At 64.6% G+C, this 26,542-nt stretch carries 29 protein-coding genes, 1 pseudogene and 1 riboswitch; of the genes and pseudogenes, 13 read left to right on the top strand and 17 right to left on the bottom strand.

What is annotated here, in order from left to right:
- Nucleotides 1–13: 13 nt before the first annotated feature.
- The 4 genes from thrS to CA2_RS18280 form a co-directional block, all read right to left on the bottom strand.
- Nucleotides 14–1,933, bottom strand: a complete 1,920-nt coding sequence (gene thrS / locus CA2_RS10610) for a threonine--tRNA ligase (protein ID WP_042416523.1) — start codon at nucleotides 1,931–1,933, stop codon at nucleotides 14–16.
- Nucleotides 1,934–2,245: 312 nt separating this feature from the next.
- Complete coding sequence (gene aceA, locus CA2_RS10615) at nucleotides 2,246–3,577, bottom strand: isocitrate lyase (RefSeq protein ID WP_042416530.1); 1,332 nt, start codon at nucleotides 3,575–3,577, stop codon at nucleotides 2,246–2,248.
- A gap of 280 nt (nucleotides 3,578–3,857) precedes the next feature.
- Nucleotides 3,858–4,367 (bottom strand): ribonuclease E activity regulator RraA, encoded by a 510-nt coding sequence (gene rraA, locus CA2_RS10620; RefSeq protein ID WP_042416533.1) that lies wholly within the window; start codon nucleotides 4,365–4,367, stop codon nucleotides 3,858–3,860.
- Nucleotides 4,368–4,475: 108 nt separating this feature from the next.
- Nucleotides 4,476–4,706, bottom strand: a complete 231-nt coding sequence (locus CA2_RS18280; RefSeq protein ID WP_169741467.1) for a hypothetical protein — start codon at nucleotides 4,704–4,706, stop codon at nucleotides 4,476–4,478.
- Between CA2_RS18280 and CA2_RS10625 the strand changes: the two genes are divergently transcribed.
- From CA2_RS10625 to hemP, 6 genes are all read left to right on the top strand, one after another.
- Nucleotides 4,633–4,932, top strand: coding sequence for an SWIB/MDM2 domain-containing protein (locus tag CA2_RS10625; protein WP_042416534.1), 300 nt, complete (start codon nucleotides 4,633–4,635; stop codon nucleotides 4,930–4,932). The genes CA2_RS18280 and CA2_RS10625 overlap by 74 nt on opposite strands.
- A 156-nt stretch (nucleotides 4,933–5,088) precedes the next feature.
- On the top strand, nucleotides 5,089–5,361 hold the full coding sequence (locus tag CA2_RS17555) for a (2Fe-2S)-binding protein (protein WP_081888958.1): 273 nt from the start codon (nucleotides 5,089–5,091) through the stop codon (nucleotides 5,359–5,361).
- Between the two features lie 142 nt (nucleotides 5,362–5,503).
- A complete protein-coding gene (locus CA2_RS10635; protein WP_042416539.1) occupies nucleotides 5,504–6,220 on the top strand; it encodes an energy transducer TonB in 717 nt (238 codons plus the stop codon).
- A 21-nt stretch (nucleotides 6,221–6,241) separates the two neighbouring features.
- Nucleotides 6,242–6,973 carry a MotA/TolQ/ExbB proton channel family protein gene (locus CA2_RS10640; RefSeq protein WP_042416543.1) on the top strand — a complete coding sequence of 244 codons (732 nt, stop codon included), beginning with the start codon at nucleotides 6,242–6,244 and terminating at the stop codon, nucleotides 6,971–6,973.
- Between the two features lie 3 nt (nucleotides 6,974–6,976).
- The gene (locus CA2_RS10645; RefSeq protein ID WP_042416545.1) at nucleotides 6,977–7,387 is read left to right on the top strand and encodes an ExbD/TolR family protein; all 411 of its coding nucleotides are present in this window, start codon (nucleotides 6,977–6,979) and stop codon (nucleotides 7,385–7,387) included.
- Nucleotides 7,388–7,659: 272 nt separating this feature from the next.
- On the top strand, nucleotides 7,660–7,875 hold the full coding sequence (gene hemP / locus CA2_RS10650; RefSeq protein ID WP_042416549.1) for a hemin uptake protein HemP: 216 nt from the start codon (nucleotides 7,660–7,662) through the stop codon (nucleotides 7,873–7,875).
- A 166-nt stretch (nucleotides 7,876–8,041) separates the two neighbouring features.
- Here hemP and CA2_RS10655 read toward each other — a convergent pair whose 3' ends face one another.
- Nucleotides 8,042–8,449, bottom strand: a complete 408-nt coding sequence (locus tag CA2_RS10655) for a GlcG/HbpS family heme-binding protein (RefSeq protein ID WP_042416552.1) — start codon at nucleotides 8,447–8,449, stop codon at nucleotides 8,042–8,044.
- A 210-nt stretch (nucleotides 8,450–8,659) separates the two neighbouring features.
- Here CA2_RS10655 and CA2_RS10660 point away from each other — a divergent pair, with 210 nt between their 5' ends.
- Nucleotides 8,660–9,352, top strand: a complete 693-nt coding sequence (locus CA2_RS10660) for a Bax inhibitor-1/YccA family protein (protein ID WP_042416555.1) — start codon at nucleotides 8,660–8,662, stop codon at nucleotides 9,350–9,352.
- A 100-nt stretch (nucleotides 9,353–9,452) separates the two neighbouring features.
- Nucleotides 9,453–9,815 (top strand): hypothetical protein, encoded by a 363-nt coding sequence (locus CA2_RS10665; protein WP_042416558.1) that lies wholly within the window; start codon nucleotides 9,453–9,455, stop codon nucleotides 9,813–9,815.
- A 104-nt stretch (nucleotides 9,816–9,919) separates the two neighbouring features.
- Here CA2_RS10665 and rlmD read toward each other — a convergent pair whose 3' ends face one another.
- The 7 genes and pseudogenes from rlmD to CA2_RS10700 all read right to left on the bottom strand — a co-directional run bounded on the left by rlmD (nucleotide 9,920) and on the right by CA2_RS10700 (nucleotide 15,997).
- Nucleotides 9,920–11,377 carry a 23S rRNA (uracil(1939)-C(5))-methyltransferase RlmD gene (rlmD, locus tag CA2_RS10670; RefSeq protein WP_245620939.1) on the bottom strand — a complete coding sequence of 486 codons (1,458 nt, stop codon included), beginning with the start codon at nucleotides 11,375–11,377 and terminating at the stop codon, nucleotides 9,920–9,922.
- A 327-nt stretch (nucleotides 11,378–11,704) separates the two neighbouring features.
- Nucleotides 11,705–12,670 (bottom strand): annotated as a pseudogene (locus CA2_RS10675) (IS5 family transposase).
- 121 nt (nucleotides 12,671–12,791) lie between these two features.
- Nucleotides 12,792–13,229 (bottom strand): reverse transcriptase-like protein, encoded by a 438-nt coding sequence (locus CA2_RS10680; RefSeq protein ID WP_245620938.1) that lies wholly within the window; start codon nucleotides 13,227–13,229, stop codon nucleotides 12,792–12,794.
- Nucleotides 13,230–13,239: 10 nt separating this feature from the next.
- Complete coding sequence (locus tag CA2_RS10685) at nucleotides 13,240–14,178, bottom strand: CysB family HTH-type transcriptional regulator (protein ID WP_042416560.1); 939 nt, start codon at nucleotides 14,176–14,178, stop codon at nucleotides 13,240–13,242.
- 55 nt (nucleotides 14,179–14,233) lie between these two features.
- Complete coding sequence (locus CA2_RS10690; protein ID WP_174435612.1) at nucleotides 14,234–14,701, bottom strand: VOC family protein; 468 nt, start codon at nucleotides 14,699–14,701, stop codon at nucleotides 14,234–14,236.
- Nucleotides 14,698–14,904 carry a hypothetical protein gene (locus CA2_RS10695; RefSeq protein ID WP_156106018.1) on the bottom strand — a complete coding sequence of 69 codons (207 nt, stop codon included), beginning with the start codon at nucleotides 14,902–14,904 and terminating at the stop codon, nucleotides 14,698–14,700. Before CA2_RS10695 ends, CA2_RS10690 begins: the two co-directional genes overlap by 4 nt.
- A 64-nt stretch (nucleotides 14,905–14,968) precedes the next feature.
- On the bottom strand, nucleotides 14,969–15,997 hold the full coding sequence (locus CA2_RS10700) for a sulfate ABC transporter substrate-binding protein (protein WP_042416566.1): 1,029 nt from the start codon (nucleotides 15,995–15,997) through the stop codon (nucleotides 14,969–14,971).
- A gap of 140 nt (nucleotides 15,998–16,137) precedes the next feature.
- Between CA2_RS10700 and CA2_RS10705 the strand changes: the two genes are divergently transcribed.
- The 3 genes from CA2_RS10705 (at nucleotide 16,138) to mnmC1 (ending at nucleotide 19,505) form a co-directional block, all read left to right on the top strand.
- The gene (locus CA2_RS10705; protein ID WP_042416570.1) at nucleotides 16,138–16,413 is read left to right on the top strand and encodes an oxidative damage protection protein; all 276 of its coding nucleotides are present in this window, start codon (nucleotides 16,138–16,140) and stop codon (nucleotides 16,411–16,413) included.
- A gap of 288 nt (nucleotides 16,414–16,701) precedes the next feature.
- Nucleotides 16,702–16,800, top strand: a riboswitch (glycine riboswitch).
- Nucleotides 16,801–17,016: 216 nt separating this feature from the next.
- Nucleotides 17,017–17,673 (top strand): trimeric intracellular cation channel family protein, encoded by a 657-nt coding sequence (locus tag CA2_RS10710; protein WP_414111679.1) that lies wholly within the window; start codon nucleotides 17,017–17,019, stop codon nucleotides 17,671–17,673.
- Nucleotides 17,674–17,711: 38 nt separating this feature from the next.
- A complete protein-coding gene (mnmC1, locus tag CA2_RS10715) occupies nucleotides 17,712–19,505 on the top strand; it encodes an FAD-dependent 5-carboxymethylaminomethyl-2-thiouridine(34) oxidoreductase MnmC1 (protein ID WP_081888961.1) in 1,794 nt (597 codons plus the stop codon).
- Nucleotides 19,506–20,240: 735 nt separating this feature from the next.
- On the opposite strand, the gene rocF is transcribed toward mnmC1, so the two are convergent.
- Together rocF and ocd are read right to left on the bottom strand one after the other, a co-directional pair.
- Nucleotides 20,241–21,224, bottom strand: coding sequence for an arginase (rocF, locus tag CA2_RS10720; RefSeq protein WP_042416574.1), 984 nt, complete (start codon nucleotides 21,222–21,224; stop codon nucleotides 20,241–20,243).
- The gene (gene ocd, locus CA2_RS10725; RefSeq protein ID WP_042416576.1) at nucleotides 21,225–22,349 is read right to left on the bottom strand and encodes an ornithine cyclodeaminase; all 1,125 of its coding nucleotides are present in this window, start codon (nucleotides 22,347–22,349) and stop codon (nucleotides 21,225–21,227) included.
- A gap of 136 nt (nucleotides 22,350–22,485) precedes the next feature.
- Between ocd and CA2_RS10730 the strand changes: the two genes are divergently transcribed.
- Complete coding sequence (locus tag CA2_RS10730; RefSeq protein WP_042416637.1) at nucleotides 22,486–22,941, top strand: Lrp/AsnC family transcriptional regulator; 456 nt, start codon at nucleotides 22,486–22,488, stop codon at nucleotides 22,939–22,941.
- 103 nt (nucleotides 22,942–23,044) lie between these two features.
- On the top strand, nucleotides 23,045–23,410 hold the full coding sequence (locus CA2_RS10735; RefSeq protein ID WP_042416579.1) for a hypothetical protein: 366 nt from the start codon (nucleotides 23,045–23,047) through the stop codon (nucleotides 23,408–23,410).
- Nucleotides 23,411–23,489: 79 nt separating this feature from the next.
- On the opposite strand, the gene CA2_RS10740 is transcribed toward CA2_RS10735, so the two are convergent.
- The 3 genes from CA2_RS10740 to CA2_RS18755 form a co-directional block, all read right to left on the bottom strand.
- Nucleotides 23,490–24,848, bottom strand: a complete 1,359-nt coding sequence (locus CA2_RS10740) for a zinc ribbon domain-containing protein (RefSeq protein ID WP_042416583.1) — start codon at nucleotides 24,846–24,848, stop codon at nucleotides 23,490–23,492.
- A gap of 87 nt (nucleotides 24,849–24,935) precedes the next feature.
- The gene (locus tag CA2_RS10745) at nucleotides 24,936–25,580 is read right to left on the bottom strand and encodes a hypothetical protein (protein WP_042416587.1); all 645 of its coding nucleotides are present in this window, start codon (nucleotides 25,578–25,580) and stop codon (nucleotides 24,936–24,938) included.
- Nucleotides 25,581–25,698: 118 nt separating this feature from the next.
- Nucleotides 25,699–26,535, bottom strand: coding sequence for a double zinc ribbon domain-containing protein (locus CA2_RS18755; protein WP_081888962.1), 837 nt, complete (start codon nucleotides 26,533–26,535; stop codon nucleotides 25,699–25,701).
- Nucleotides 26,536–26,542: the final 7 nt, after the last annotated feature.

Raw genomic sequence — 26,542 nt, forward strand, 5'->3', positions numbered from 1 at the left:
GCGCCTTACTGCATCAGACTTTGTTGTGGATATCGCTGGTCAGCAGTTCAATGAACGCCTCCACCGACATGACGCCCAAGTCCTTGTTACCTCGGGCACGCACAGCGACGGTGCCTGCCGCTTTTTCCTTGTCGCCGGCGACCAGGATGTAAGGCAGCTTCTGCAATGCATGCTCGCGTATTTTATACGTGATCTTTTCGTTGCGCAGATCAGACACGACCTTAAGGCTTTGATGGGGCAATGCTTTTTGCACCTTTGCCACAACTTCCTTCACGTAATCGGCCTGTGCGTCCGTGATGTTGAGCACCGCCACCTGCTCTGGCGCCAGCCACACGGGCAAGGCGCCCGCGTACTGTTCGACCAAAATACCGATGAAACGCTCCAGCGAACCGACGATGGCACGGTGCAGCATCACGGGGCGGTGGCGTGCGCCATCTTCGCCCACGTACTCGGCATCCAGACGCTCCGGCATAGAGAAGTCCACCTGGATGGTGCCGCACTGCCACTGGCGACCCAACGCATCCTTGAGGGTGTACTCGATCTTGGGGCCGTAGAAGGCACCATCGCCCACCGCGATCTGGTAGTCGCAACCCGATGCCTTCAGTGCATCGAACAAGGCCTTTTCGGCCTTGTCCCAGATCTCGTCCGAGCCGATGCGTGCTGCGGGGCGGGTGGCCACCTTGTAGATAATGTCGATGAAGCCGAAGTCGGCATACACCTTCTGCACCAGCTGGTTGAAGTTCAGCACTTCCTGCTGGATCTGGTCTTCGGTACAGAAGATGTGACCATCGTCCTGCGTGAAGCCGCGCACGCGCATGATGCCGTGCAAGCCGCCAGTGGGCTCATTGCGGTGGCACTGGCCGAATTCACCATAGCGCAGCGGCAATTCGCGGTAGCTCTTGATGCCCTGCTTGAAGATCAGGATGTGCCCGGGGCAGTTCATGGGCTTCAAGGCGTAGTCGCGCTTCTCGGACTCCGTCACGAACATGTTGTCGCGGTACTTGTCCCAGTGACCGGTCTTCTCCCATAGCGTCTTGTCCAGGATCTGGGGACCCTTGACTTCTTCGTAGCAGTTGTCGCGGTAGATGCGGCGCATGTACTGCTCCACCTCCTGCCACACGCGCCAGCCCTTGGGGTGCCAGAACACAGTGCCGGGCGAGCATTCATCGATGTGGTAGAGGCCCAGCTCGCGCCCCAGGCGGCGATGGTCGCGCTTTTCAGCTTCCTCGATGCGGGTGATGTAAGCCTGCAGGTCCTTCTTGTCGGCCCAGGCTGTGCCGTACACACGCTGCAGCTGCTCGTTCTTGGCATCGCCACGCCAGTAGGCACCTGCCAGCTTGGTCAGTTTGAAGACCTTCAGGAAACGGGTATTGGGCACGTGGGGGCCACGGCACATATCGACGTATTCCTGGTGGTAGTACAAGCCCATGGCCTGCTCGTCCGGCATGTCCTCAACCAGACGCAGCTTGTAGTCTTCGCCACGCTCCTGGAACACCTTGATGACGTCGGCGCGCGGGGTCATCTTCTTGATCACGTCATAGTCCTGCGCGATCAACTCCTTCATACGCGCTTCAATCGCCGCCATATCTTCGGGCGTGAAGGGACGCTCGTACGAGATGTCGTAATAAAAGCCTTCGTCGATCACAGGGCCGATCACCATCTTGGCGGTCGGATACAGCTGCTTGACGGCATGCCCCACCAAGTGGGCACAGGAGTGGCGAATGATGTCCAGTCCGTCCTGGTCCTTCGGCGTGATGATTTGCAGCTGCGCGTCTTGCTCGATCAGATCGCAGGCATCCACCAAACGGCCATTGACCTTGCCAGCCACCGTGTTTTTGGCCAGGCCAGGACCAATCGATGCAGCCACCTGCATGGGCGTGACAGGGCCGTCAAATTCGCGTTGCGAGCCGTCTGGAAGTGTGATCTTTAGCATGAAAATCCTTGGAAACTTGTCTGTGACAGAAGCGCGCAGTGACTGAAAAAACAAAGCGCGGACATGTCCGCGCTGAAGGGGCCAACAACTGTAGGCAGGCGCGAACACACAGCCTCAATGGCTGCGAGAGAACTCCGTGCTCGTCGTTCGCGGTGTCATAACCAGATTGCCTTTCTCGCTCTTGTTGATTAAGTATTTGCGCATTTTAACGCTGCAACAACAAAAAAGCCCGCAGTCAACGACTGCAGGCCAAGCCATATCACCCCCAACCGGCGCAGAACCCCACCTTGCTCTGCGCCGGCAGGTGCTCAATCAGTGGAACTGCTCTTCTTCGGTCGAGCCGGTCAGCGCCTTGACCGAGGACGAACCACCCTGGATCACGGTGGTCACGTCGTCGAAGTAACCTGCGCCCACTTCCTGCTGGTGCGACACGAAGGTGTAGCCCAGTTCGCGGGCGGCGAATTCAGGCTCCTGCACCATTTCCACGTAGTGTTTCATGCCTTCGCCGCGGGCATAGGCGTGGGCGAACTTGAAGGTGTTGTACCAGTTGCTGTGGATGCCAGCCAGCGTGATGAACTGATACTTGTAACCCAGTGCCGACAGGTCTTCCTGGAAAGAAGCGATCTGGCTGTCGTTGAGGTTCTTCTTCCAGTTGAACGAAGGCGAGCAGTTGTACGACAGCAGCTTGCCTGGGCAGGCAGCGTGCACGGCCTGTGCGAATTCACGGGCAAAGCCAATGTCGGGCACACCGGTTTCGCACCAGACCAGATCCGCATAAGGTGCGTAGGCCACGCCACGGCTGATCGCCTGCTCCAGACCGTTCTTGACGCGGTAGAAACCTTCCTGGGTGCGCTCGCCAGTCAGGAACGGCTGGTCGTTGGCATCGTGGTTGCTGGTGATCAGGTTGGCGGCCTCGGCATCGGTACGGGCCAGGACGATGGTGGGCACACCCATCACGTCGGCAGCGAAGCGCGCGGCGATCAGCTTCTCGCAGGCTTCCTGCGTGGGCACCAGCACCTTGCCACCCATGTGGCCGCATTTCTTCACGGCTGCCAGCTGGTCTTCGAAGTGCACACCGGCAGCGCCAGCGGCAATCATGTTCTTCATCAATTCGAAGGCGTTCAGCACGCCGCCGAAGCCGGCTTCGGCATCAGCCACGATGGGCAGGAAGTAGTCGATGAACTCCTTGTCGCCAGGATTGATGCCACGGCCCCATTGGATTTCGTCAGCACGCTTGAAGGTGTTGTTGATGCGGCGCACCATGGTAGGCACCGAGTCGTAAGCGTACAGCGACTGGTCGGGGTACATGGTTTCGGAAGTGTTGCCGTCTGCAGCCACTTGCCAGCCCGACAGATACACCGCTTCCAGCCCTGCCTTCGCCTGTTGCATGGCCTGGCCTGCAGAAATCGCGCCGAAGGCGTTCACATAGCCCTTCTTGGCACCACCGTTGATCTTTTCCCACAGCTTGGCTGCGCCGCGCTGGGCCAGGGTGTACTCAGGCTGCAGGCTGCCACGCAGGCGCACCACGTCGGCAGCGGTATAGCCACGCTTCACACCTTTCCAGCGGGGGTTTTGCGCCCAATCCTTTTCCAGGGCGGCGATCTGCTGTTCACGGCTGAGTTGTTGGTTCAGGGATTCAGGCATGGTGGGTCTCCAGTTAAAAGTCAGTCAATGGTCCGAACTTGGGCGCCGATTTCTTGTCGGCCTGGAGATAAATTTAAGTCTTATAGAAGAGTTAATCAAGCTCTTATGTCTTATACAAGACAAATATTTTTACCATTAAAAATCAATTACTTGCACATAAATTTCTCAATGCAAAATCAAATTCTTATCCGTGAAATTTTTTATTGCATTGCAACATTGAGGAATTTTGCAATATGAAAACACATCCTTGCCAAGTGAAAATTGCGGCTGAAAGGCTGATTCAGCTTGCGGCCATGTGCACCGGCCCATGTGTCACAACCACCCCGTCTTCATCCGCATACAGCCAGTCCCCCGGACGCACGGGCACGCCCGCCACCATCACCGCTACATCCTTTTGGCCTTCGCCGCGCTTTTCGGTGGGCATGGGCATCAGACCCAGAGCCATGATGCCCACCTCCGCAATGCGCAACTCCGCGACGTCACGCACACACCCATCAACCACCACCCCCGCCCAGCCGTTGCGCGCCGCTGCCGCTGCGAGGTTGCCTCCCACCAGCGCCTTGCGCAGGGACCCGCCGCCGTCCACCACCAAGACCCGCCCGTTCCCGGCAGAGTCCACCGCCTGCTTGACCAGGCTGTTGTCCTCAAAGCACTTCACGGTGACCACGGGACCCGCAAACTGCCGCCGCCCCCCATAGTGGTGAAACACCGGCGGCAACACCCTGAAGGCCCCAACGTCCTCGCTCTTGTGGGCGTCGCACAGGTCACAGGTCTGAAAATTGACTGACATCACATCTCCTCTTGCGGGCAGGTCAACGCCCTTGGTTTGATTCTGGATTCACACAGAGGCATGCTCCCATTTCTTGGGCGGACTGGAAAGAAACGGTACGCTTTTGCTTCAAGACGTGCTCTGTTGCAACAACTCTGGTGAAAAAAACTGGTTCGCCCGCTTGGAAAGCCTAATTTTTCCCATTAGCATCAGGCTCAACCAGTCTTGGCGCAGGCCTACGCCCCACCAAGCTGGCACAACACCCATCCCAACAAGGAAAGCAAACATGGCAACTGCAAAGAAGGCAACTGCTGCAACCGCAGCTCCCGCAAAAAAGCGCACTCCTAACGCCGCCTTCATGAAACCCCTGACCCCCAGCCCCGCTCTGGCGGCCGTGGTGGGCAAGGATCCTCTGCCCCGCACCGAAATCATCAGCAAGCTGTGGGTCTACATCAAGGCCAACAAGCTGCAAGACGCTGCCAACAAGCGCATGATCAACGCAGATGCCAAGCTCAAGGAAGTGTTCGGCAAGCCCCAAGTTTCGATGTTCGAAATGGCTGGCCTGATCGGCAAGCACGTCAGCTGATTTACCTGGCGCACACACAACCGGCTTCGGCCGGTTTTTTTACGCCCGTCTGCGGCCTCGCTTTAACCCGACGCATAGAAAGTGTTTGCAAATGCGATGAATTCGCATTTATAATTCCTGCATCACATCAATAGCCAGCCACAACTGCTTGCAGCCATGATCGTTTGTGTATGCCACCGAGTTTCTGATCGCGAGATCGCGCGCCATGCACATGCGGGCATGAGTTTTGACGAAATTCAATTCGAACTGGGTGTGGCCACCCAATGCGGTCGATGCGAAACCTGCGCCCGTGACGTGGTGGCCAAGTGCTGCAGCAGCGGTGCCGCGGCGGCCATCCACAACGAAGCCAGCGTACAGACAGTTCAGCTTGCCACCCCTATCTTGGAGAGCAAAGCATGGCATTCGTCTCAACAGTTGCAGGCAGCCTGATTCTGGTTCTGGGCTGCTCATGGTGGATCTTCCGCAAATAGCGGACGCAGCACCGACGCTTTGGGCGTACGATTTCTTCCACCTTGCGCACTAGGCCGCGATGGCAGGCCTGCTGGCTGCGACAGCCGGCTTTTTGATATCTATGTCTCCTTCTGAAAAATTCGCTCCTGCCGGACATTTTGGTCACAAGACCATGATCACCGGCGTGGTGCTGACCTTGCATGCCGCAGGCATCTGGGCCTTGCAAAGCGGTATGGACCGCCCCCCAGAGCCACAGATTATTCCGGCCGAGGTGATTGCCCAATTCATTGCGCCGCCAGCACCCGAGCCCCCCGCTCCCGCACCTGCGGCACCGCCCACCCCGCAGCCGCCCAAGCCCACCCCCAAGCCGCCGCCGCCCAAGCCGCAGCCGGTGCAAAAGGCGCCCCCCCTGCCCAAGGCGATTGCGGACCCGACGCCTGCCCCGAATGCCCCCACCGGTACGCTGGACAGCGCGCCCGCCGTCAACACGGCGCCGCCCGCCCCGCCCGCGCCACCGGCCCCGTCGACACCGCCAGCCGCACCTTCGGGCGGGGCCGTGCAGCTGCCATCCAGCGACGCCGCCTACCTGAACAATCCACGCCCCGGCTATCCATCGATCAGCCGCCGCATGGGCGAGCAGGGCAAGGTGCTGCTGCGGGTGATGGTGAGCGAACAAGGCCTGCCGCAGCAAATTGAAATCAAGACGTCCAGTGGCTATGAGCGCCTGGACAAGGCCGCCATCACCTCCGTGCAGCGCTGGCGCTTTGTGCCCGGCAAGCGCAATGGCGTCCCCGAAGCCATGTGGTACATCGTGCCCATCAATTTCGTTCTCGAATAAACAGTCATCTCAGGAGTTTTCATGGAATCCCAATTCGGCATTGCCCACGTCTGGGCGCAAGGCGACTTTGTCACGCGTGGCGTCGCCATCCTGCTGCTGCTCATGTCGGTCGCCTCGTGGGTCGTGATCATCGTCAAGGCCCTGTGCCTGATGAAGTTCAAGAAGTACGCCAAGGAAGCCAAGGATTTCTGGCACAGCGAAGACTTCGGTGCCGGCCTGAACAAGCTGGACGCCAATCCGTCCAACCCCTTCCGCTACCTGGCCCTGGAAGGCCGCGAAGCCATCGCCCACCACCGCAAGACCAGTGCCCACCTGCACGATGCGTTGGACGTCAGCGACTGGATCACACGCTGCCTGCGCAACGGTATTGACGAATTCACGGCACGCCTGCAGTCCGGCCTGGCCATCTTGGCATCGGTCGGCTCCACCGCCCCCTTCGTGGGCCTGTTTGGCACCGTCTGGGGCATCTACCACGCGCTGATCGTGATCGGCACCAGCGGCCAGGCGTCCATCGACAAGGTGGCCGGCCCCATCGGCGAGGCCCTGATCATGACGGCCTTTGGTCTGGCCGTGGCCATCCCCGCCGTGCTGGGCTACAACGCCATCGTGCGCGGCAACAAGGGCGTGCTGGGCGGCCTGAACAGCTTTGCCCACGACCTGCACGCCTTCTTCGTGACTGGCGCCCGCATGACCGTGGACACATCCAGCAACGGCACCGACGGCAAGGTGCTGCCGATCAAGAAAGGCGCGTAAGCCATGGCCTTCGGCACCCAAGACGACAGCGATGAAGTCATGAACGAAATCAACATGACGCCCCTGGTGGACGTCATGCTGGTGCTGCTCATCGTCTTCATCATCACCGTGCCTGTCATGAAGCATGCGGTGAATGTGGACCTGCCCCGCGCCTCCAACGAGCCCGAGGTGGTCAAGCCCCAGAACATCAGCCTGAGCATCGACGCCCAGGGCCAGTACCACTGGAACAAGGAAGCCATCAGCGACGAGCAGCTGGTGGAGCGCCTGAAGGCCGAGGCCGCCAAGGATCCGCAGCCGGATCTGCACATCCACGGCGACAAGCAAGTGCGTTACGAGCGCGTGGCCAAGGCCATGGCGGCGGCCCAGACCTCGGGCATCCGTAAGATCGGCTTCGTGACCGAACCTGAGCGTTGACCGCCGGCTGCATTGCCGAGAACACCTCCGCCCTGCACGCGCAAGCCTGCAGGGCTTTTTTTTAGGGCTTTGCAAAAAACAGAGCTGTTAGCGCTCGCCATTCCTGGGTTTCAATCACTTTTTGGGCTGAATGCGAATGCAGACGAGCGCCAGTCGCTATCTATTCCTGCATGCAATCCCCTTTTACATCCAGGGACACCGAATAGCGGTTGACACACGAATAAGAATCGTTATCATTAACAAACATTCACACCAACCCAACACTTCGCACCATGCAAGCCACACTCACCCTCCCCACCGCGCGCCGCGTTGCAGCCCCATCGTCTGTGCTGTCCGAGCGTGCCAGCCAGCCGGCCAGCGCCGCCGAGGACCTGAGCGTGGACAGCGAGCTGCTGCTGCGTGGCCAGAAATCGGTGTCCATCGTGCACAACGGCGCCACCTACCGCCTGCAGGCCACCAAGCTGGGCAAGCTGATCCTGACCAAATAAACCGTTTCATCGTGGGGCGATTCCGGGTTCACTGGCCCGGCATCGTTTTAGGCCAGCCAACAAGGCGTTCATCGGGCATTGCGTAGCCAGTCCTTTTTTCCACGAAGCTCCCAACAAAAAAAGCGACCTGACCGGTCGCTTTTTCTATGGCCGCAGAAGCAGCGGCTTACAGGCCCAGCGCCGCAATGCCGGCTTGCGCCACCTGCGCATCTTCGCTGGCCTTCACGCCGGAAACACCGACGGCGCCCAGGCACTGGCCGTCCTTGAGGATGGCCACGCCACCTTCCAGCAGGCCATCCACAAAGGGCGCGCTCAGGAAGGCCGTGCGGCCGTTGTTGATCATGTCCTCGAAGGCCTTGGTATCCTTGCGGCCCAGAGCGGCCGAGCGGGCCTTGGCCGGCGCAATGTGCGAGGAGATGGCGGCGGCGCCATCCAGGCGCTGCAACCACAGCAGGTGGCCGCCATCGTCCACGATGGAGATGGTCACTGGCCAGTGGTTTTTCAGCGCTTCGGCTTCTGCCGCGGCGGCAATTTTCTTGACATCGGCCAATTCCAGTTCAAACTTGCTCTTCATCGCTACGACTCCCACAATTTGTATACAAAACAGGGCAAGCATAGCGACAATCCAGCCCCCCGCCCCAACCTTCTGCGCAAAACATTCCAACCCAAAAACGCGCGGAAAACCGCTCCGTCCTGCACGGGCGGCGGGAACTTACACCCCGCAACCCTTCTCATAGAATGGACGCCACGGGCATTTCGCCCGTTCAACAGGAGAAAACACTCAATGAACCACCAAGTAAACACTTTGGACTCTGCAAGCTACGGTATCGCGCAGCAGCAGCGCCACAGAGTGCTGCGCAACACCTACTGGCTGCTGGCACTGAGCCTGCTGCCCACCGTGCTGGGCGCCTGGGTTGGTGTGGCCACCGGCATCACGGCCGGCCTGACAGGCTTTGTGGGCCTGCTCGTCTTCATGGGCGGCGCCTTCGGCTTCATGTTCGCCATCGAAAAAACCAAGCACTCGGCCGCAGGCGTGCCCGTGCTGCTGGGCTTTACCTTCTTCATGGGCCTGATGCTGTCGCGCATGATTGCCATGGTGCTGGGCTTCAGCAACGGCTCACAGCTGATCATGACCGCCTTTGCGGGCACGGCCGGCGTGTTCTTTGTCATGGCCTCGCTGGCCACCGTCATCAAGCGTGACATCTCCGGCATGGGCAAGTGGCTGTTCGTCGGCGCGCTGGTGCTGATGGTGGGTGCCGTCATCAACGTGTTCGTGGGTTCCACCGCGGGCATGATGGCGATTTCCATGCTGGCCATCGGCATCTTCTCGGCCTACATGCTGTACGACATCAAGCAGATCATCGACGGCGGCGAGACCAACTACATCAGCGCCACCCTGGCCCTGTACCTGGACATCTTCAATGTGTTCCAGAGCCTGCTGGCCCTGCTGGGCATCATGGGCGGCGAACGCGACTGATGCACGGCCACAAGGCCCCAAAAGCCCCTTCGGGGGCTTTTTTTACGTCCGCGCGAAGAAACCCTTAATATTGTCTGCAGCTTGTCGATACCACTGACACATGCCAAAACATCTCCACTCCTTCCGCCCTGCCTTCTTGCTGCTGCCGCTGGCCGCAGGCTTGCTGGCAGGTTGTCTTGAACAGGTGCCGGGTCTGGGTCCGGACCCCCGCATGGTGATCCGCGAGAACGAGGCCAAGGCCATCGGCAGCGCCTGCCGCCATGCCATGCGCGGCATCGAAGACTGCTACACCCTCAACCCCAAGGCCCCCAAGGCCATGGTGTTCGCCGGCTGGAAGGAGATGGACGAGTACATGCGCGAGCACAAGCTGGAGGGCACACCCTCGGTGCTGACGCAAAAGCCCGAGCCTGCACGCGCCCGCGAAGACGACGTCGAAACCGAATACACCCGCCCCCGCAGCTGAGCGGGTGCCCCCACAAAAAAGCCCGGAGAGCCTTGCGCTCATCCGGGCTTTTTTTGTGGTGTGTCACACCCAGGGCAGCAACGCCGCCCCGGTCAGGCACACCCTCAGTGGGCGCGCTCAAACACGGCCATCGATTCCACGTGGGCCGTGTGCGGGAACATGTTGACCACCCCGGCGGCCACGCAGCGGTAGCCCGCCTGGTGCACCAGCAGGCCGGCATCGCGCGCCAGCGTGGCGGGGTTGCAGCTGACGTAGACGATGCGCTCGGGGAACTGCCAGGCCTCGTGGCCTTCGGGCAGCGGCGGCAGCAGGTCGGGCTGCTCTTCGGTGGCCACGCCAGTCTGCTTGGCGCCGATGCGGATCTGGTGGATGTCGGCCAGTGCCTTGGACAGGGCGAACGCGCCCTCGCGCGGGGGATCCACCAGCCACTTGTCGGCATTGCCGTCGGCCATCAGCAGCGCCGGCGTCATGTTGAACAGGTTGCGGCCCACAAAGCGGGTCGGGGCCAGCTGGTCGTCCTGCGCGCGCGTGGCGTTGTTGGCGGCGTAGTTCTCGTGCGAGCGCTGCACCAGCGCGTCCGAGCCCTCGATGCCCAGCACCTCGCGCGCCATGGTCGCCAGCGGCAGCGTGAAGTTGCCCAGGCCGCAGAACCAGTCGATCACGCGGTCGCTCTTTTGCGCATCCAGCAGGCGCAGCGAACGCGTCACCAGCACACGGTTGATGTGCGGATTGACCTGGGTGAAGTCCGTGGGCTTGAACGGCATGGTGATGCCGAAGTCCGGCAGCGCATACGACAGCTGCGGGCCACACGGGTCCATCAGGTGCACGGTGTCCGGGCCCTTGGGCTGCAGCCACCACTGCACGTTCTGTGCGGCGGCAAAGTCGCGCAGGCGCTGCAGGTCGGCGTCGGACAGCGGCTCCAGGTGGCGCAGCACCAGGGCGGTGACATGGTCACCACAGGCCACCTCGATTTGCGGGCAGGTCTCGCGCGCATCCAGGCTGGCGATCAGCGCGCGCATGGGCATCAGCATGGCGTCCACATGGGGCGGCAGCACCTTGCAGGTTTCCATGTCGGCGATGTAGCGGCTCTTGCGCTCGTGGAAGCCCACCAGCACCTTGCCTTTCTTGATCACATAGCGCACCGACAGGCGGGCGCGGTAGCGATAGCCCCAGGCCGGGCCTTCGATGGGACGCAGCAGGGTCTCGGGCTTGACCTTGCCCAGGTGCCACAGGTTGTCCTCCAGCACGCGCTGTTTGACGGCCACCTGGGCTGCCACGTGCATGTGCTGCATCTTGCAGCCGCCGCAGGCACCGTCGTGCAGGCCGAAGTTGGGGCAGCCGGGCTGCACGCGCTGTGCGGATTCGCGGTGGATCTCGCGCAGGCTGGCGGCTTCCCAGTTGTTCTTCTTGCGGTGCACGTTGGCCGTGACCAGCTCGGTGGGCAAAGCCCCGTCGATGAACACCACCTTGCCATCGGGCTTGCGGGCCACGCCCTTGGCTTCCATGTCCATGGACACCACTTCCAGCCAGCCTTCGGGCAGGCTGGGGTTGGCGGCGGGCATGTCGGCGTATTCGGTATCGGGGGAAATCTTGTCGTTCTGGTCACTCATGATGGGCGACATTGTCTCAGGCTCTGAGTACCTTGCGCGGCGACAGGAAAGCGGGGACCCCACGTGGATGGCGCATGGCAGCAGGCCGGGCCGGCACAGCCGCGCCCCCGGCCATCACGGTGCGGTTGCACCAGAGTTTCTAGGGATGGTGTTCAAAACACCCGTGGCGGTGGCCACTGAGTCGAGATATTCCACATGATGACGAATTCGGCGTTTTTTGGGCTGCAAATAAGGGCATTTCATCCTTGCCGCTGGCCCTTTGGCCGGTTGTGGACGCACTCATCCATGCAGACCCTGCAAAAGCTTGCGCCGCGCCATCCACAGATTGCTCAGCGCAAACAGCGTTACCAGGTTGGCCGTGTTTTTGGCCAGGCCACGGTACTTGACCTTGGTGTAGCCGAACTGCCGTTTGATGACGCGCAATGGGTGTTCCACTTTGGCCCGGATACGTGCCTTGACCTGCTCCAGCTTGTCCAGGATGGCGCCCATGGGCGTGCTCTTGTCCAGCGCACGGCGCTTGCCAGGGCGCATAGCCACATGCCACTGGGCAGTGATGTCTTGCGTCTCTTCGCGCTTGGCCACGCCCTGGTAACCCGCATCGGCAAACACATCGGCTTCGTCACCATGGACCAGCTTGCTGGCCTGAGTCACGTCGTTGACGTTGGCCGCCGTGCCCACCACGGTATGAACCAGGCCGGAATCGGCATCCACGCCGATGTGGGCTTTCATCCCAAAATGCCACTGATTCCCCTTCTTGGTCTGGTGCATCTCGGGGTCGCGTTCACCCCCCTTGTTCTTGGTCGAACTGGGCGCGGCAATCAGGGTGGCATCGACCACCGTGCCTTCGCGCAGCATCAGACCTTTATCGGTGAGCGTGGCGTTGACGGTAGCCAGGATTCGTTGGGCCAACTGGTGCTCTTCGAGCAGATGGCGAAAGCGCAGGATGCTGACCCGGTCGGGAATACGTTCGACGCTGGACAGACCCACAAACTCCCGGTATCGCGCGGTCTCGAAGAGGGCTTCTTCCATCGCCAGGTCGGACAGGCCGAACCACTGCTGGACGAAGTGAATGCGCAGCATGGTCTCCAACTCGAACGGAGGTCTGCCGGTCTTGGCTCGCGGTGCGCGCGGAGCAATCAATGCCAGCAACTCAGACCACGGCACCACCAGGTTCATCTAGTCCAAGAATACCGCTTTGCGCGTGCGTCGCTTGCTCAGATTCAGGCCGAGGTCTTGTTGCTTCATGAGCGTATTGTCAGGCGCGGCGCCGTACTTCAGACAGCGCCAGCGGCAGATTTTTGAACACCATCCCTAGCCAAAAATGGCACCAGCGCTTGTGCAGCCTGCGCTGTGCGCTATGTTTTTCTCAAACCTCAAGCGCCTCGGCGGCCGCGCGCGCCAGGGCATCGGCCTCGCTGTTGCAGCGCCGCGGCACCCAGCGCAACTGCACTGTGCCCAGGACCTGCAAGGCCTGGCGCGCCTGGGCGAACAGCGGCTCCAGCCGCACAATCGGCCGCGGTGGGCGACCGGGGACTGGCGCCAGTTGCTCCAGCAGCACATGGCTGTCGGTGTAGACGAGCAAGGCCTGGGCGCCGGCCTGCTGCGCGGCCTGCAGGCCGTCGAGCAAGGCGGTCAGCTCGGCCTCGTTGTTGCAGCCGGTGTGCGGCAGGCGCCGCGCCGCGCGGTGGTGGGAGCCGTCGGGGCCGGTGAGCACCAGGCCCACGGCCATGCGACCCGGGTTGGGCATGGCCGAGCCATCGATGTGCAGGATCCAGAAATGAGGGGGTGGGTAAGCGCGCAACACGGGCCCGACTCTACACCGCCGGCGCCTTGCCTTGCAGGGTCTGCGCGATCACCTCCCGCGTCAGCGTGGGCACGAAGCGCTGCATGAAGTCGTAGGCATAGCCGCGCAGCCAGGCACCGCGGCGCAGCCCCAGGCGGGTGACGTTTACCTCGAACAAATGCCCCGCATCCAGTGCGTGCAGGTGCAGGTCGCGCTCGGGATCGAGCGCCACCGAGGCGACGATACCCACACCCATGCCCAGCTCCACATAGGTCTTGATCACATCGGCATCCATGGCGGTCAGCACCACGTCGGGGGCCAGGCCCTCGCGCTCGAAGGCCTCGTCGATGTGGGCGCGCCCGGTGTAGCCCTGCTCGTAGGTGATGATGGGAAAGGCCGCCAGGTCCTGCAGGGTCAGCGGCAGCTCGTGCTGCAGCAGCGGGTGGCCGGGCGGCAGCACCACGCTGTGCGTCCAGCGGTAGCAAGGCAGCGTGACCAGGCCCTCGTAGCCGGCCAGGGCCTCGGTGGCCACGCCCAGGTCGGCCTCGCCGCTGAGCAGCATCTGCGCCACCTGCTTGGGCGAGCCCTGGTGCAGGTGCAAGCGCACCTGGGGGTAATGCTGGCGGAACTCCTGCACCACCTGCGGCAGCGCATAACGCGCCTGGCTGTGCGTGGCGGCGATCGCCAGCTGCCCGTGCGCGCTGGCGCTGAAGTCGGCCCCCACGCGGCGCAGGTTGTCGGCATCGAGCAGCAGGCGCTCCACGATGGGCAGCAGCTCGGCGCCGGGCTGGGTCAACCCGGTCAGGCGCTTGCCGGCCCGCAGGAAGATGTCGACCCCCAGCTCCTCCTCCAGCTCGCGGATCTGGCGGCTGACCCCCGGTTGCGAGGTGTGCAGGATCTGCGCGACATCGGTCAGGTTGAAGCCGCTGCGCACGGCCTCGCGCACGGAGCGCAATTGCTGGAAATTCATAGACTATCAAAACAGAAGCTGTCCGCGCTTGACCAGCAAGCGCGGACAGCCAATTTCATGCAGCGACCGTCCAGGCGCTGTCCACGGGGGCCTGCTGCTGGCCTGCCGGCTGCGCCACCGGGGCCGCACGCGGCCGTGGGGCGGCCAGCGGCGCGGGTTGCAGCAACTCCAGCGTGTTGCCGGCGGGGTCCTTGGCGTAAAAGCGCCAGCCCTCGGCCACGCGCACCACGGCCAGGGCCGTGGCGCCCTGGGCCTGCAGGCGCTGCTGCAGCGCCTGCACCCCGGCGACCTGCAAGGCCAGGTGCCCCAGGCATTCGCAGCCGTGGCCCGGGGTGGTGCGCGGCACCAGGTCGATGCGCTGGGCACCGGCCAGGTAGGCCAGCACCTGGGCATGCATGATCCGTGGCAGCCCCAGGCCCTCGCTGTAGAAACGTTCCACCTGCGCCTGCAGGTGGGCCGGGTAGGACAGCTGCACATGGTGCACGCCCAGCACCACGCCATCGGCTGGCAGGCGGGCACTCATGCTGCCAGCCCCCAGGCCCGCAACGCCGCGCACGGCGAGGTGGCATGGCCACTGCGCGGCACCTGCGGTGTGCGCTGCGGGCGCGGCATGGCCCCCATGCCCCATTGCTGCGCCGTGGTGCGCAGCACGCGCAGGGCGTGCACGCACAACACGTCGCGCGAGGTGGCGACAGGGGCTGCGATGGAAACGATGGGGGTGGACATGGTGCGCTCCTTCAAACAATCGGGGCGGCGTGCAACGCCGCCCCCGGGCCGCGGGTGCGGCACATCACTTCTTGGTGTAGATCTGGTCGAAACTGCCGCCGTCGGCAAAGTGGGCTTTGTCGGCCTTGGCCCAGCCGCCAAAGGCCTGGTCGATGGTGAACAGCTCCAGCTTGGGGAACTGCTTGGCGAAGTCGGCCTTGATCTTCTCGTTGGTGGGGCGGTAGAAGTTGCGGGCGGCAATCTGCTGACCTTCGTCGGAATACAGGTATTCCAGGTAAGCCTGGGCCACCTTGCGCGTGCCCTTCTTGTCCACCACCTTGTCGACCACGGCCACCGTGGGCTCGGCCAGGATGGAGATGGACGGCGCGACGATTTCGAACTTCTCGGGGCCGAATTCACGCAGCGCCAGGAAGGCCTCGTTCTCCCAGGCCAGCAGCACATCGCCCACGCCACGCTGCACGAAGGTGATGGTGGAGCCACGGGCGCCGGTGTCCAGCACGGGCACGTTGGCGAACAGCTGCTTCACGAAGTCCTTGGCCTTGGCCTCGTCGCCACCGTTCTTGCGTTTGGCGTATTCCCAGGCGGCCAGGTAGTTCCAGCGCGCACCGCCGCTGGTCTTGGGGTTGGGGGTGATGACCTGCACGCCGGGCTTGACCAGGTCGTTCCAGTCCTTCAGGCCCTTGGGGTTGCCCTTCTTGACCAGGAACACGATGGTGGAGGTGTAGGGCGCGCTGTTGAGCGGCAGCTTCTTTTGCCAGTCGGCCGACAGGTAGTTGCCGTTCTTCACCAGGGCATCCACATCCCCCGCCAGGGCCAGGGTGGCCACATCGGATTCGATGCCATCGATGATGGAACGCGCCTGCTTGCCCGAACCACCGTGCGACTGCTTGATGGTCACGTCCTGGCCGGTCTGGGCCTTCCAGTGCTTGGCAAACGCCTTGTTGTACTCGACGTACAGCTCCCGCGTGGGGTCATAGGACACGTTCAGCAGGGTGACCGGGTCGGCCGCGAATGTCGGCAAAGCCGTGAAGGAGAAGCCCGCCAGAAGGCTGAGGGCAACGGGAATCTTGATAAAGTTGCGGCGATCGTTCATTGTTGGCTTTCTGGGTTGTGCTGGGAAATACGGTCCGTTTCACCGTTGAATGGCATTCTGAAAGCAAGCCAACAAAACTTAAACCAATAAGATTTCAGTTCTTTATTACCTAAACATCTGAAATCAACCGAGGACACCCCATGGCACGTACCGTTCAATGCATCAAACTGGGTCAGGAAGCCGAAGGCTTGGACTTTCCCCCCTACCCCGGTGAACTGGGCAAGCGCATTTTTGAAAATGTGAGCAAGCAAGCCTGGGCCGACTGGCTCAAGCACCAGACCATGCTGGTGAACGAAAACCGCCTGAACCTGGCCGATGCCCGCGCCCGCCAATACCTGGCCCGCCAGATGGAAAACCACTTCTTCGGCGCTGGCGCGGACGCTGCCGCCGGTTACGTGCCTCCCAGCGCGCAGTAATGCCCAGTGAAGTGGTTGCGCCCCAACCACTTCTGCGGCAGCGACGCAGCGGCGGGCTACATGCCACATCGGCAGCAAGCACGGCAGGCGCAGGCGTCACAAGTACTACCTCAGCAGCAGTGACGCAGGAGTTGGGCGCCATGCCCTGCGCCGGCTGGCCTGACACCCTATGGCAGGACAACGGTTCCGCCAAAGCCCCCGCCCACCGGCCCCACAGGCCGGTTTTTTTATGGGCCGGCAAGTCCCCCTGGGCGTTTGGGTCTTGCACGCAGGCCATAATCGCAGCTTTTGTTTTCCGTGGGAGAGCGAGGCAGCCACACCGGGCCGGCCTCCGCCGAAGGCGCAAACTCCCATAATCGCTCAGGCACCCAGCACCACGGAACACACATGCCGACTGGAGAGCAGCCGGGACCTTGGCACAAGGTCAGCCGGCTCACCGAAGGGGCAAGCGCGCGCATGACGAACATGCGCCGTGCAAAAACTCTCAGGTAAAAGGACAGCGGGAGAGGCTCATCCATGCCCCCATGGCAGCTGCTGCATTGCAGGCCTGGGCGTGTGGGTCTCACCCTTGTGCGCCCATGGGCGCTGCCTGCCGTGTCCGTCCTGTCCGATTTCCTGCACTCCGCCGCCAGCGTCCAGCTGGACGTCATCCTCGTCATCTACCTGATCGCCATCACGGCCGAAGCCATGTCCGGCGCGCTGGCCGCCGGGCGGCGCAACATGGACATCTTTGGCGTGGTCGTGATCGCCTTCGTCACCGCCCTGGGTGGCGGCACCATCCGCGACATGGTGCTGGGCAACTACCCCATCGGCTGGACCCAGCATCCGGCCTATGTCTACCTGGTGGTGTCTGCGGGCCTCTTGACCACCGTCATTGCACGCTACATGCAACGCATGAAACATGTGTTCCTGCTGCTGGATGCCATGGGGCTGATTGCCTTCTCGCTGATCGGCAGCAACGTGGCCATCAAGCTGGGGTATGACCCGCTGGTGGTCGTCATGGCTGGCATGATCACCGGCATCAGCGGCGGCATTCTGCGCGATGTGCTGTGCAACCAGGTGCCCGTGGTCTTCCGCCGCGAGCTGTATGCCAGCGTCTCCATGCTGGTCTGCCTGCTCTACCTGGGCCTGCAGGCGCTGGAGGTGTCGATCGGCATCAGCACCGCCCTGTGCTTTGCCGGGGGACTGGGCCTGCGCCTGGCCGCCATCCGCTTTGGCTGGCGCCTGCCCGTGTTCTCCTACCAGCAGCGCTGGGAGTGAGCCCCGCAGGCGATCGCGCCTGATTTTTATTCATAGATATGCATTTTCCACCTGCACTGCGGTCCCCTTCCTCCCCGTTGCTGGCCTGGCAGGGCCGCCCCAGCTGGCGCTTGCTGAGCACCGATTTCGGCCACGGGGACAGCTTTCTGCAGGTCTGGTCCGCCTGGCAGGCCGACCCCGCGCGCAGCGCCCAATTGCACGTCACCGCCGTGCTGGCACAGCCCGTGACCACCCAGCAGGTGCTGGCACAGGCCCCGGCGGCGCTGCAGCCCCAGGCCCAGGCATTGGCCGACCAGCTGTACGGCCTGCTGCCCGGCGTGCACCGCCTGGGCTTTGACCACGGCCGCGTGCTGCTGACGCTGTGGGTGGGCGAGGCGCAGAGCCTGCTGCGCCAGCAGCACAGCGTGGCCGATGCCGTGCTGCTGCACACCCCCTGGGCCAGCGATGCCCACAGCCTCAAGGCCCTGGCGCGCCACTGCCGGCGGGGCACGGTGCTGGCCGTCAACCCCGCGGATGCTGCCCTGCAGCAGGCCCTGGCGGGCGTGGGCTTTGTGGCGGACACCACATCAGCCACCCCGGTGCTGCGGTTTGACCCACGCTGGGAGCCGCGCCAGCGCAGCACCAGCCCGCCCACCGTCACCCAGCCGGGCACGGCCCTGGTGGTGGGCGCGGGCCTGGCGGGCGCCGCCGTGGCCCACAGCCTGGCGCTGCGCGGCTGGCAGGTCACGGTGCTGGGCCAGGGGCTGGACCCGGCCGATGGGGCCTCCGGCCTGCCGGCCGGGCTGTTCTGCCCCCATGTCTCGCCCGACGACAGCGTGCTCTCGCGCCTGTCACGCAGCGGCGTGCGCCTGACGCTGCAGCGCCTGCGCGATGTCTGCCACGAAGGCCAGGACTGGGGCCACAGCGGCGTGCTGGAGCATTGCACCGACGGCGGCACCGGCCTGCCCGCCGACTGGGCCCACGGCCCCGGCGCCGACTGGAGCCACGCCACCACGCCCGAGCAGTTGCAGGCCGCCGGCCTGCCCGCGGACACCACCGCCTGCTGGCACGCCCAGGCCGGCTGGGTGCGCCCGGCCCAGCTGGTGCAGGCGCAACTGCAGCACCCCTTGATCCAGTTCTGCGGCCAGACCCCGGTGGCGCAGCTGCGTGCCACGGACGCCGGCCTCTGGCAGGCCCTGGATGCCGAAGGCCAGGTGCTGGCCCAGGCCGATCTGGCCATCCTGGCCTGCGGCCCCGGCACTGCGGCGCTGTTGCCGGCAGGCACCGCCTGGGCCCTGCAGGCGCTGCGCGGCCAGATCACCTGGGGCTGGCACACCCCCGCCAACGCCACCGCGCTGCCGCCCTTCCCCGTCAACGGCAATGGCAACCTGGTCACCCACGTCCCCCTGGCCCCCGGCGCGGCCTGGGTCATGGGCTCCACCTTCGAGCGCGATGTGGACACCCTGCCCATCTCCGCCGAAGACCAGATGGCCGCACATGCGGTGAATTACGACAAGCTCGCCACGCTGCTGCCCGCCAGCGCCATGCCGCTGGCCCCATGGTTCACGCCGGGCGACGAACGCTGCCAGCCCACCTGGGGCCGCGTGCGCGTGGCCAGCCACGACCGCCTGCCGATTGCCGGCCCGGTGGACGATGCCGCGCCCGGCCTGTGGACGCTGACCGCCCTGGGGGCCCGTGGCCTGACCCTGTCCGTGCTGTGCGGCGAGCTGATCGCCGCCCAGTTGCACGGCGAACCCCTGCCGCTGGACGCCAAGCTGGCCCTGCATTTGGGCACCGAACGCCTGGCACGCCAGGGACAGAAAGCTGAAGTGGCGCCGTTGCCAGCGAATTGACAAAGATTCGTCCAATCAAAAACAAGAGCTGCTGGCGCTTTTCTAGCAAGCGTTAGCAGCCAATTTGATATATACATCGTCACAGTCTGCAGCGTCTGTATGCATATCGGATGGTGTGTTGTGGGGCAAAGGCCGAGGAGGCCCCTCGGCAGCCCAGTGACTTTCACGCTGGCGTGGGACGCCACGCACACTGCGAAGCACCGTGAATGAAGGCCAAAGCAACGCGTCTGCCGACGGCTGCCTGGGGGAACGCGCTGCGCTCAGACCGTCGCAGGAAGTCCGAAGGACTTTCTCACAGAGCACGACGCTTGCGGGCGCACACGGGTGGCGCTGTGCCTCCTCATGCCCGCATGCTCCGCCACAACGCTGGCTCTTCTCGCAGACCTGCCGCAGCCGCGCTGCGAGACAGGTCTGCCTCGTCCACCTGACTTGCCGTGGCTGGTTGAGCGAAGCGCTGCCAGCGCGCAGCGAGTTCCACGTCAGGGATTCCAAAGCGCATCTTTGGTCTCCACTCACATTGCTACGCCATATGAGTTACGTCCCACGCAAGCGTGAAGGTTACTTTCTGGGCGCCCCCTGAAAGTGACTCTGCCGCCGGGGCGAACTCCCGGCCTCTGATCACCAAGTCTTCACTGGCGCTACAACCCGCCGCCCCTCAGGTGCAAGCTGTCGCAGCGCAGCGACGACACAGGGCTGCCACCCACCAAGCCAACGCAAGGCAAAAAAAGCCCCGCCTCACCCCCGCACCAAGGTGCTCTTGCCAAACAAACTCTCCACCAAATCCACCACCAGCTCGGCCGTCTGGTTGCGGATGTCCAGCGCCGGGTTCAGCTCCACGATGTCCAGCGAGGCCAGGCGCCCCGTGTCGGCAATCATCTCCATGCACAGCTGGGCCTCGCGGTAGTTGGGGCCGCCGCGCACGGTGGTGCCGGTGCCGGGGGCGATCTCGGGGTCCAGAAAATCCACGTCAAAGCTCAGGTGCAGGTGCACGCCCTCGCCGTCCGGGCCATCCAGCCCCGCCAGGGCCTGCTGCATCACGGCACGCATGCCTTGTTCGTCGATGGCGCGCATGTCGAACACCTCCAGCCCCAGGCGCTGGATGATGCGTTTTTCCACCGCATCCACGCTGCGCAGGCCGATCTGGCAGATCTGCGGGCCTTGCACGGCGGGGATGGCGCCCGACAGGGCCGCCAGCGGCTCGGGGCCCTGGCCGCACAGGCTGGCCACGGGCATGCCATGCAGGTTGCCGGTGGGGCTGATCTCGGGCAGGTTGCAGTCGGCGTGCGCGTCCAGCCACAGCACACGCAGGCGCTGGCCGGTGGCGCGGCAGTGGCGCGCGACGGCGCTGATGGAGCCGGTGGCCAGGGTGTGGTCGCCGCCCAGCATGATGGGCATGCGCCCGGCCTGCAGCTGGGCATACACCGCATCGTGCGCCGCCTGGTTCCAGGCCAGGCATTCGGCGTAGTTGCGCAGGCACTGGGCATCGCGCGGCCCGCGCGGGTTGGGCGGTCCGGCCAGGTTGCCGATGTCCTGCACGTCCACGCCGAATCGGCCCAGCGCACGGCCCAGCTGGGCCACGCGCAGCGCATCCGGGCCCATGGCGGCGCCCAGGCGGCCGGCGCCCACGTCGGTGGGCACGCCGATCAGAGTCACAGCCTTTTTGGCCTCCAGCGCTTGCTGGTCTTGCGCCAATAGCTCTTGTTTTTGCAGCTTTTGCATTCACGCCACCTTGTGCAAAACGGGATGCCCCACCCCGGCGGCCGGGTGCAGCAGGGCAAACAAGTCCTTGGGATCGGCCAAGGTAGGGACCAGCTCGATGGCCGACAGCAGCCCCGCCTGGCGCCCCAGCGCCTGCATGGTACGCAGGGCGGAGTAATCCTCCAGCGCAAAACCCACGGAGTCGAACAGGGTGATCTGCGCCGGCGACACGCGCCCGGGGGCCTGGCCGGTCAGCACGCGCCAGAACTCGGTGACGGCGAAGTCGGCCGGCATCTGCTGCAGCTCGCCTTCGCGCCGGGTCTGGGGCTCGTACTCGACAAACACGCTGCTGCGGCGCAGCACCTCGGCCGCCAGCTCGGTCTTGCCGGGGCAGTCACCGCCGACGGCGTTGAGGTGCATGCCCGGCGCCAGCGCCCGGGCGTCCAGCACCACGGCGTTGCGCTTGTCGGCGGTGACGGTGGTGACGATGTCCGCCCCCTGCACGGCGGCCTGCACGCTGTCCACGGTCACCGCCTTGGCACCGTACTGGTCCAGCCAAGGAGCCAGGTTGCGCTGCAGCTTGGCCGAGGCGGCCGGGTCCACATCGAACAGGCGCAGCGTGCGCACGCCCAGCAGGTCCAGGAAGGCCAGGGCCTGGAATTCGCTTTGCGCGCCGTTGCCGATCAGCGCCATGCAGCGACTGTCCGGCCGCGCCAGCCGGCGCGCCACCATGGCCGAGGTGGCGGCGGTGCGCAAGGCGGTGGTCAGCGTCAGCTCGCTGACAAAGCGCGGCGCGCCGGTGGCCACGTCAGCCAGGGCGCCAAAGGCCATCACCGTGGGCAGGCCGTGCTGGGTGTTGACGGGGTGGCCGTTGACGTATTTGAAGGCGTAGTCGTGCGCGTCGGCCACGGGCATCAGCTCGATCACGCCGTGGGCGGAGTGTGCCGCCGTGCGCGCGGTCTTGTCGAAATCGTTCCAGCGGGCAAAGTCCGCCTCCAGCGCCTGCACCATCTGGCGCAGGCAGGCCACGACGCCGACGCGCGCCACCAGGTGGGCGGCGTCGCTGGCGCTCAAGAACTCGGTGTGCACCGGGGTGGGTGCGGCGTTGCGGGGCAAGCGGTGGGTGGTGGGGGTCACGGGGGTCATAGGTCCTCCTGCCATGGGGGCTCCAGGGCGATGCACCAAGCGTGACACAGGTCAAGCACAATTCAAATTGCCAAATTTGACTCAAAATCGTTAAATACCTGTCATTTCGACAACCTGGATTGCCACTATGTCCAATCTGGACCAGATCGACCAACGCCTGATCGCCCTGCTGCGCCACAACGCGCGCGAAAGCGTGGCCACGCTGGCGGCGCGGCTGGGCGTCTCACGCGGCACGGTCACCAACCGCCTGCGCCGGCTGGAGGACGAGGGCGTGATCGCCGGCTACACGCTGCGCCTCAAACCCGCAGCCGACACCGGCGGCCTGCAGGCCTGGATGAGCATTGCCATCGAGGGCAACGATGCCCGGCGCGTGACCGCCAGCCTGCTGGGCGAACCCGCCGTGCAGGCCCTGCACGCCACCAACGGCCAGTGGGACCTGCTGGCCGAGCTGCAGGTGGCCACCCTGCCCGAGCTGGCGCGGGCGCTGGAGCGCATCCGGCTGATCAAGGGCATCAGCCACACGGAAACCAGCATCCACCTGGAGACACTGCGCGCGCCCCACGGCGCCGGTGCTGCGCAAAAAGATAGCTGACAGCGTGGCTGCCAAAAGCATTTCCAAGCACAATCCCCGGCAAAACCACACAACACCAGCGCGACAAGCTCCTGCTTTCTACAACCCTGGAACACGATTGCCCATGTATACCGCCCTGAAACACTCCCACATGCTGCTGGCCGTGCTGACACTGCTGCTGGCGGTCGGCTTTGCCGCCCTGGCCTGGCAGGCCACGCCCGCCCGCAAGAGCGCGCTGGTCTATGTCTGCACCCGCATCTTTGGCGGCCTGGCCGCGCTGACCGGCCTGGCCATCACCTTCGTCGGCCCCTGGCAGCAGATGATGTACCCCTACATCGGCCTGATCCTGTACGTGGTGCATGGTCTGGCGATCGGCTTTGCCAAGCGCGCCGACAGCCCCGCCAAGCTGGGGCAGCGCCGCGGCCTGCTGGCCGTGCAATTGCTGGCCCTGCTGGCACTGACCGGCCTGATGGGCGCCAAGCCTTTCTGAGCCCGACGCCGCAGCCGCGCATCAAAAAAAGCCCCGCAGGGTGACCCTGCGGGGCTTTTTGCTGTGTGCGCGGTGCCGCTCAGGGCTTGAGCTTGTGGCCGCAGTGCTCACAGAAGCTGTCCGTGCGGCCTACCTGGCCGTGGCAGCTGGGGCAGCTGGGCACCACCGCAGGGGCCGCCGGGGCGGCCTCCTGGGCCTGCGGGGCTGCCGCTGGCTGTGCGTCGGCCAAGCGTTGGGCTTCCTGCGCAGCCTGTTGCGCGGCTACGGCTTGTTCTGCGGCTGCTTGTTCGGCCTGCAGACGTGCCGCTTCGGCTGCCTGGCGGGCGGCCTCCCGCTCGGCGGCCAACGCGGCCTGCTGCTGCGCCTGCTCGGCCGCAGCGGCCTTGCGTGCTTCGTTGGCGGCGGCAACTTCCTGCGCCTTCTGTGCCGCGACCTGCTTGGCCCGCTCGGCGGCGGCCTTGGCACGTTCCTTGGCTTCTTCGGCGCGCTTGCGCACATCACTCCACACACCGTCCAGGGCCTGCTCCTCGCCTGTGCTGTCGATGCTGGCGCTGGCTTGCAGATAGACCAGGTTCTGGCCCATCACCGCCACCTGGCCCAGCAGGGCGAAGATGACGCAGAACAGCACGCCCACACCCAGCCACAGCCCAATCACCGAGCCCGACATGCCCATGTGCGACAGGGCCCGGGGGCCCATGTACATCAGGCCTTCCAGCCCCATGCCCCCCGCGCCACCAGCGGCAATGCCAGTGCCCATGGCCGTCAGGCTGATCGACGCCGGCAGCAGACCCATGAACAGCAGGCCGGTGATGACCATCAGGATGACGTAGAGCACGATCTGCATCAGCACCACCTCGACCAGGCGGTTGCGGGCGATGCCGATCACGCTGGCCAGAGCGGCCTTGAACGGCAGGCCGCTCCAGACGGCGGGCGCGAACATGGGCGCCACCACGCAGACCCAGGCCACGATCAAGGTGGACGCCGCGATGATCAGCACCGGGTGCGCCACAAAGGCCAGCACCGCCCCCAGGACTGGGATCTTGCAGACGAAGTAGATGATGGCCGCCACCAGGTAGAACACCAGCGTGGCCACCAGGGCCAGCAGCGCCAACCCCAGGAACTTGGGCACGCACAGCAGACCCGCGTAGGCCGCATCGGCAAAACCGCGCACGGCGATGCCCTGGGCCTTGTCCATCAGCATCACGCCCACGGCGGAAACGCCGGAGAAGAAGACCACCGCGGTCGCCAGCATCAGCAGGCCGAACAGCAGCACGCCGGCAAAGCCGCCCATGCCACGGGCCAGGGCCTGGCTGACAAAGACCAGCAGGCCACACGCCACCAGCGTGATGAAGCCCATGGCCAGGGGCCGCCATTGCGTCAGGCCTTCGCCCGCGCGCGCCAGCGCCGAAAATTGAATGTTTTGCAGTCTAGAACTCATCCCGTCCCTCTTTCTTTTTGACAAGCGATGGGTGGCGGTGTGCCCGCCATCCCTGGGGCCCGCAGTGGTCCGCGGACCCCCATGACCTCACAGGCTGCCGCGGATCGCGCCGGCCTTGACCGTGTAGCGCTCCACCCCGGCAGGCACATTGGCGGTGGTTTGTTTTTCCACCGCAATCGGTTGCCCGGCCGGGCTCTTGGTGCTGCCCGAGGCGGTGTTGACGCGCTTGGCCTTCACATCGGCCGGGTTCTGCTGCACCAGGATGCTGGCGCTGCCGCGGTTGTCGGCCAGGGTGTTGGCCAGGTCCTTGATCTCGTCCATGGCCTGGGTGTAGCCGTCCTTGCCCTTGCCGCCCAGGGGCATGTCCAGGGTCATGGCATCCAGGGTGCGCATGTTGCGCTTTTGCTGGCTGCGGCTGTCGGTGATGTCGACGTGGATCACCGCCACCTCGCCAGCCACGGCGCGCTGCTTGGGCCCCAGCGGCTGTGTCGCGGCCACGGCGCGCGCCTGGGCCTCGCGGGCGGTCTGGATTTCCTGCTCGAACACGGTCTGCAACTGCTCGAAGCGCCCGCCCTGGCCCGTGCTGGCCATGGCAGCTTCCTGGCCCCCGCAGGCCTTGCCGGTGGCGCGGGCCAGCATGCAGCTGAGCGAATTGCTGGCCTCGTCCATGGTGGCACAGCCTGTCACGGTCAGCAGTGCAGCCACCACCACGGTTGTCTTGATCATTCGCATGGGTTCACCTCTCTCTCTCTCGGTCTCTCGGAATCTGTCGGGAAGATGTCAGCCACGCGGCCCTAGCGATGTGGCGTCCTTCCTCGGTTGTGGTGGTGGATGGCAGGCCCGTGGCGCGTCAATCCAGCAAGCTGTCCAGCGTGTTGGCAGGCTTGGGGGCCGGCTTGGGCACCACAGGCTTGGGGGCCGCAGGTTTGGGCGTGGCCGCCACCGGGGCCGGCGTGGGGGCCTCGGCGGGCTCCAGCGGCTGCGGAGCAGCCACCACGGCGGGTTCTGCCGGGGTTGGCAGGGCCTCAGCGGCGGGCGCGGGGTCCAGCGCCTCGGCCTGGGGCCCCACGATATTCGCCGCCCGGGCCTTGTCTTCGTCCTCCGGCAGGCTGGGGGTCGGATCGTTCAGGCGCTCGGCGTTGATGACCGTCTGCGCCCCCGGCTTGAACAGCATCCAGGTGCCGCCGGCCGCCACGGCCAACACCCCGACCACCACAAGCGCCAGCAGCTTGGGCTGCAAGGCGGCGGGCTTGGACGGGTTGACCGCAGGCCCCGTCACCAGCGGGGTTGGTGCGACAGGGTCCGCAGCGGGCGTCACCGGAACGGGCGGGCTGACCAGCGGCGCAGACGGGGTCGAGGCCGGAGTCGGGGTCACCACTGCGGCTGCGGTGCGTGCCACGCCGCACTGCAGGCAGAACTTGGCACCGGGCGAGCACAGCGCCCCGCAGGCACTGCACGCCTGCTTGGTCACGGCCACCTCCTCCGTCCCGGCAGCCGCCTGCGTGGGCGTGCCGCATTGTTTGCAAAATTTGGCGTTATCGGACAGCGGATGTGTGCAGTGGTGACAGTGCATAGGGTGCGTTGGTGAAGAAATTCCCGGCATTCTGTCGGTAAAAACCGCATCCATCAAACATTCCGAGGCTGCGCGTGGGCTGGACCACACGGGCTTTTTGCGATGTCTCCGCATGGCGTCC

The sequence above is a fragment of the Comamonas aquatica NBRC 14918 genome, from assembly GCF_000739875.1.
Classification (GTDB): domain Bacteria; phylum Pseudomonadota; class Gammaproteobacteria; order Burkholderiales; family Burkholderiaceae_C; genus Comamonas; species Comamonas aquatica.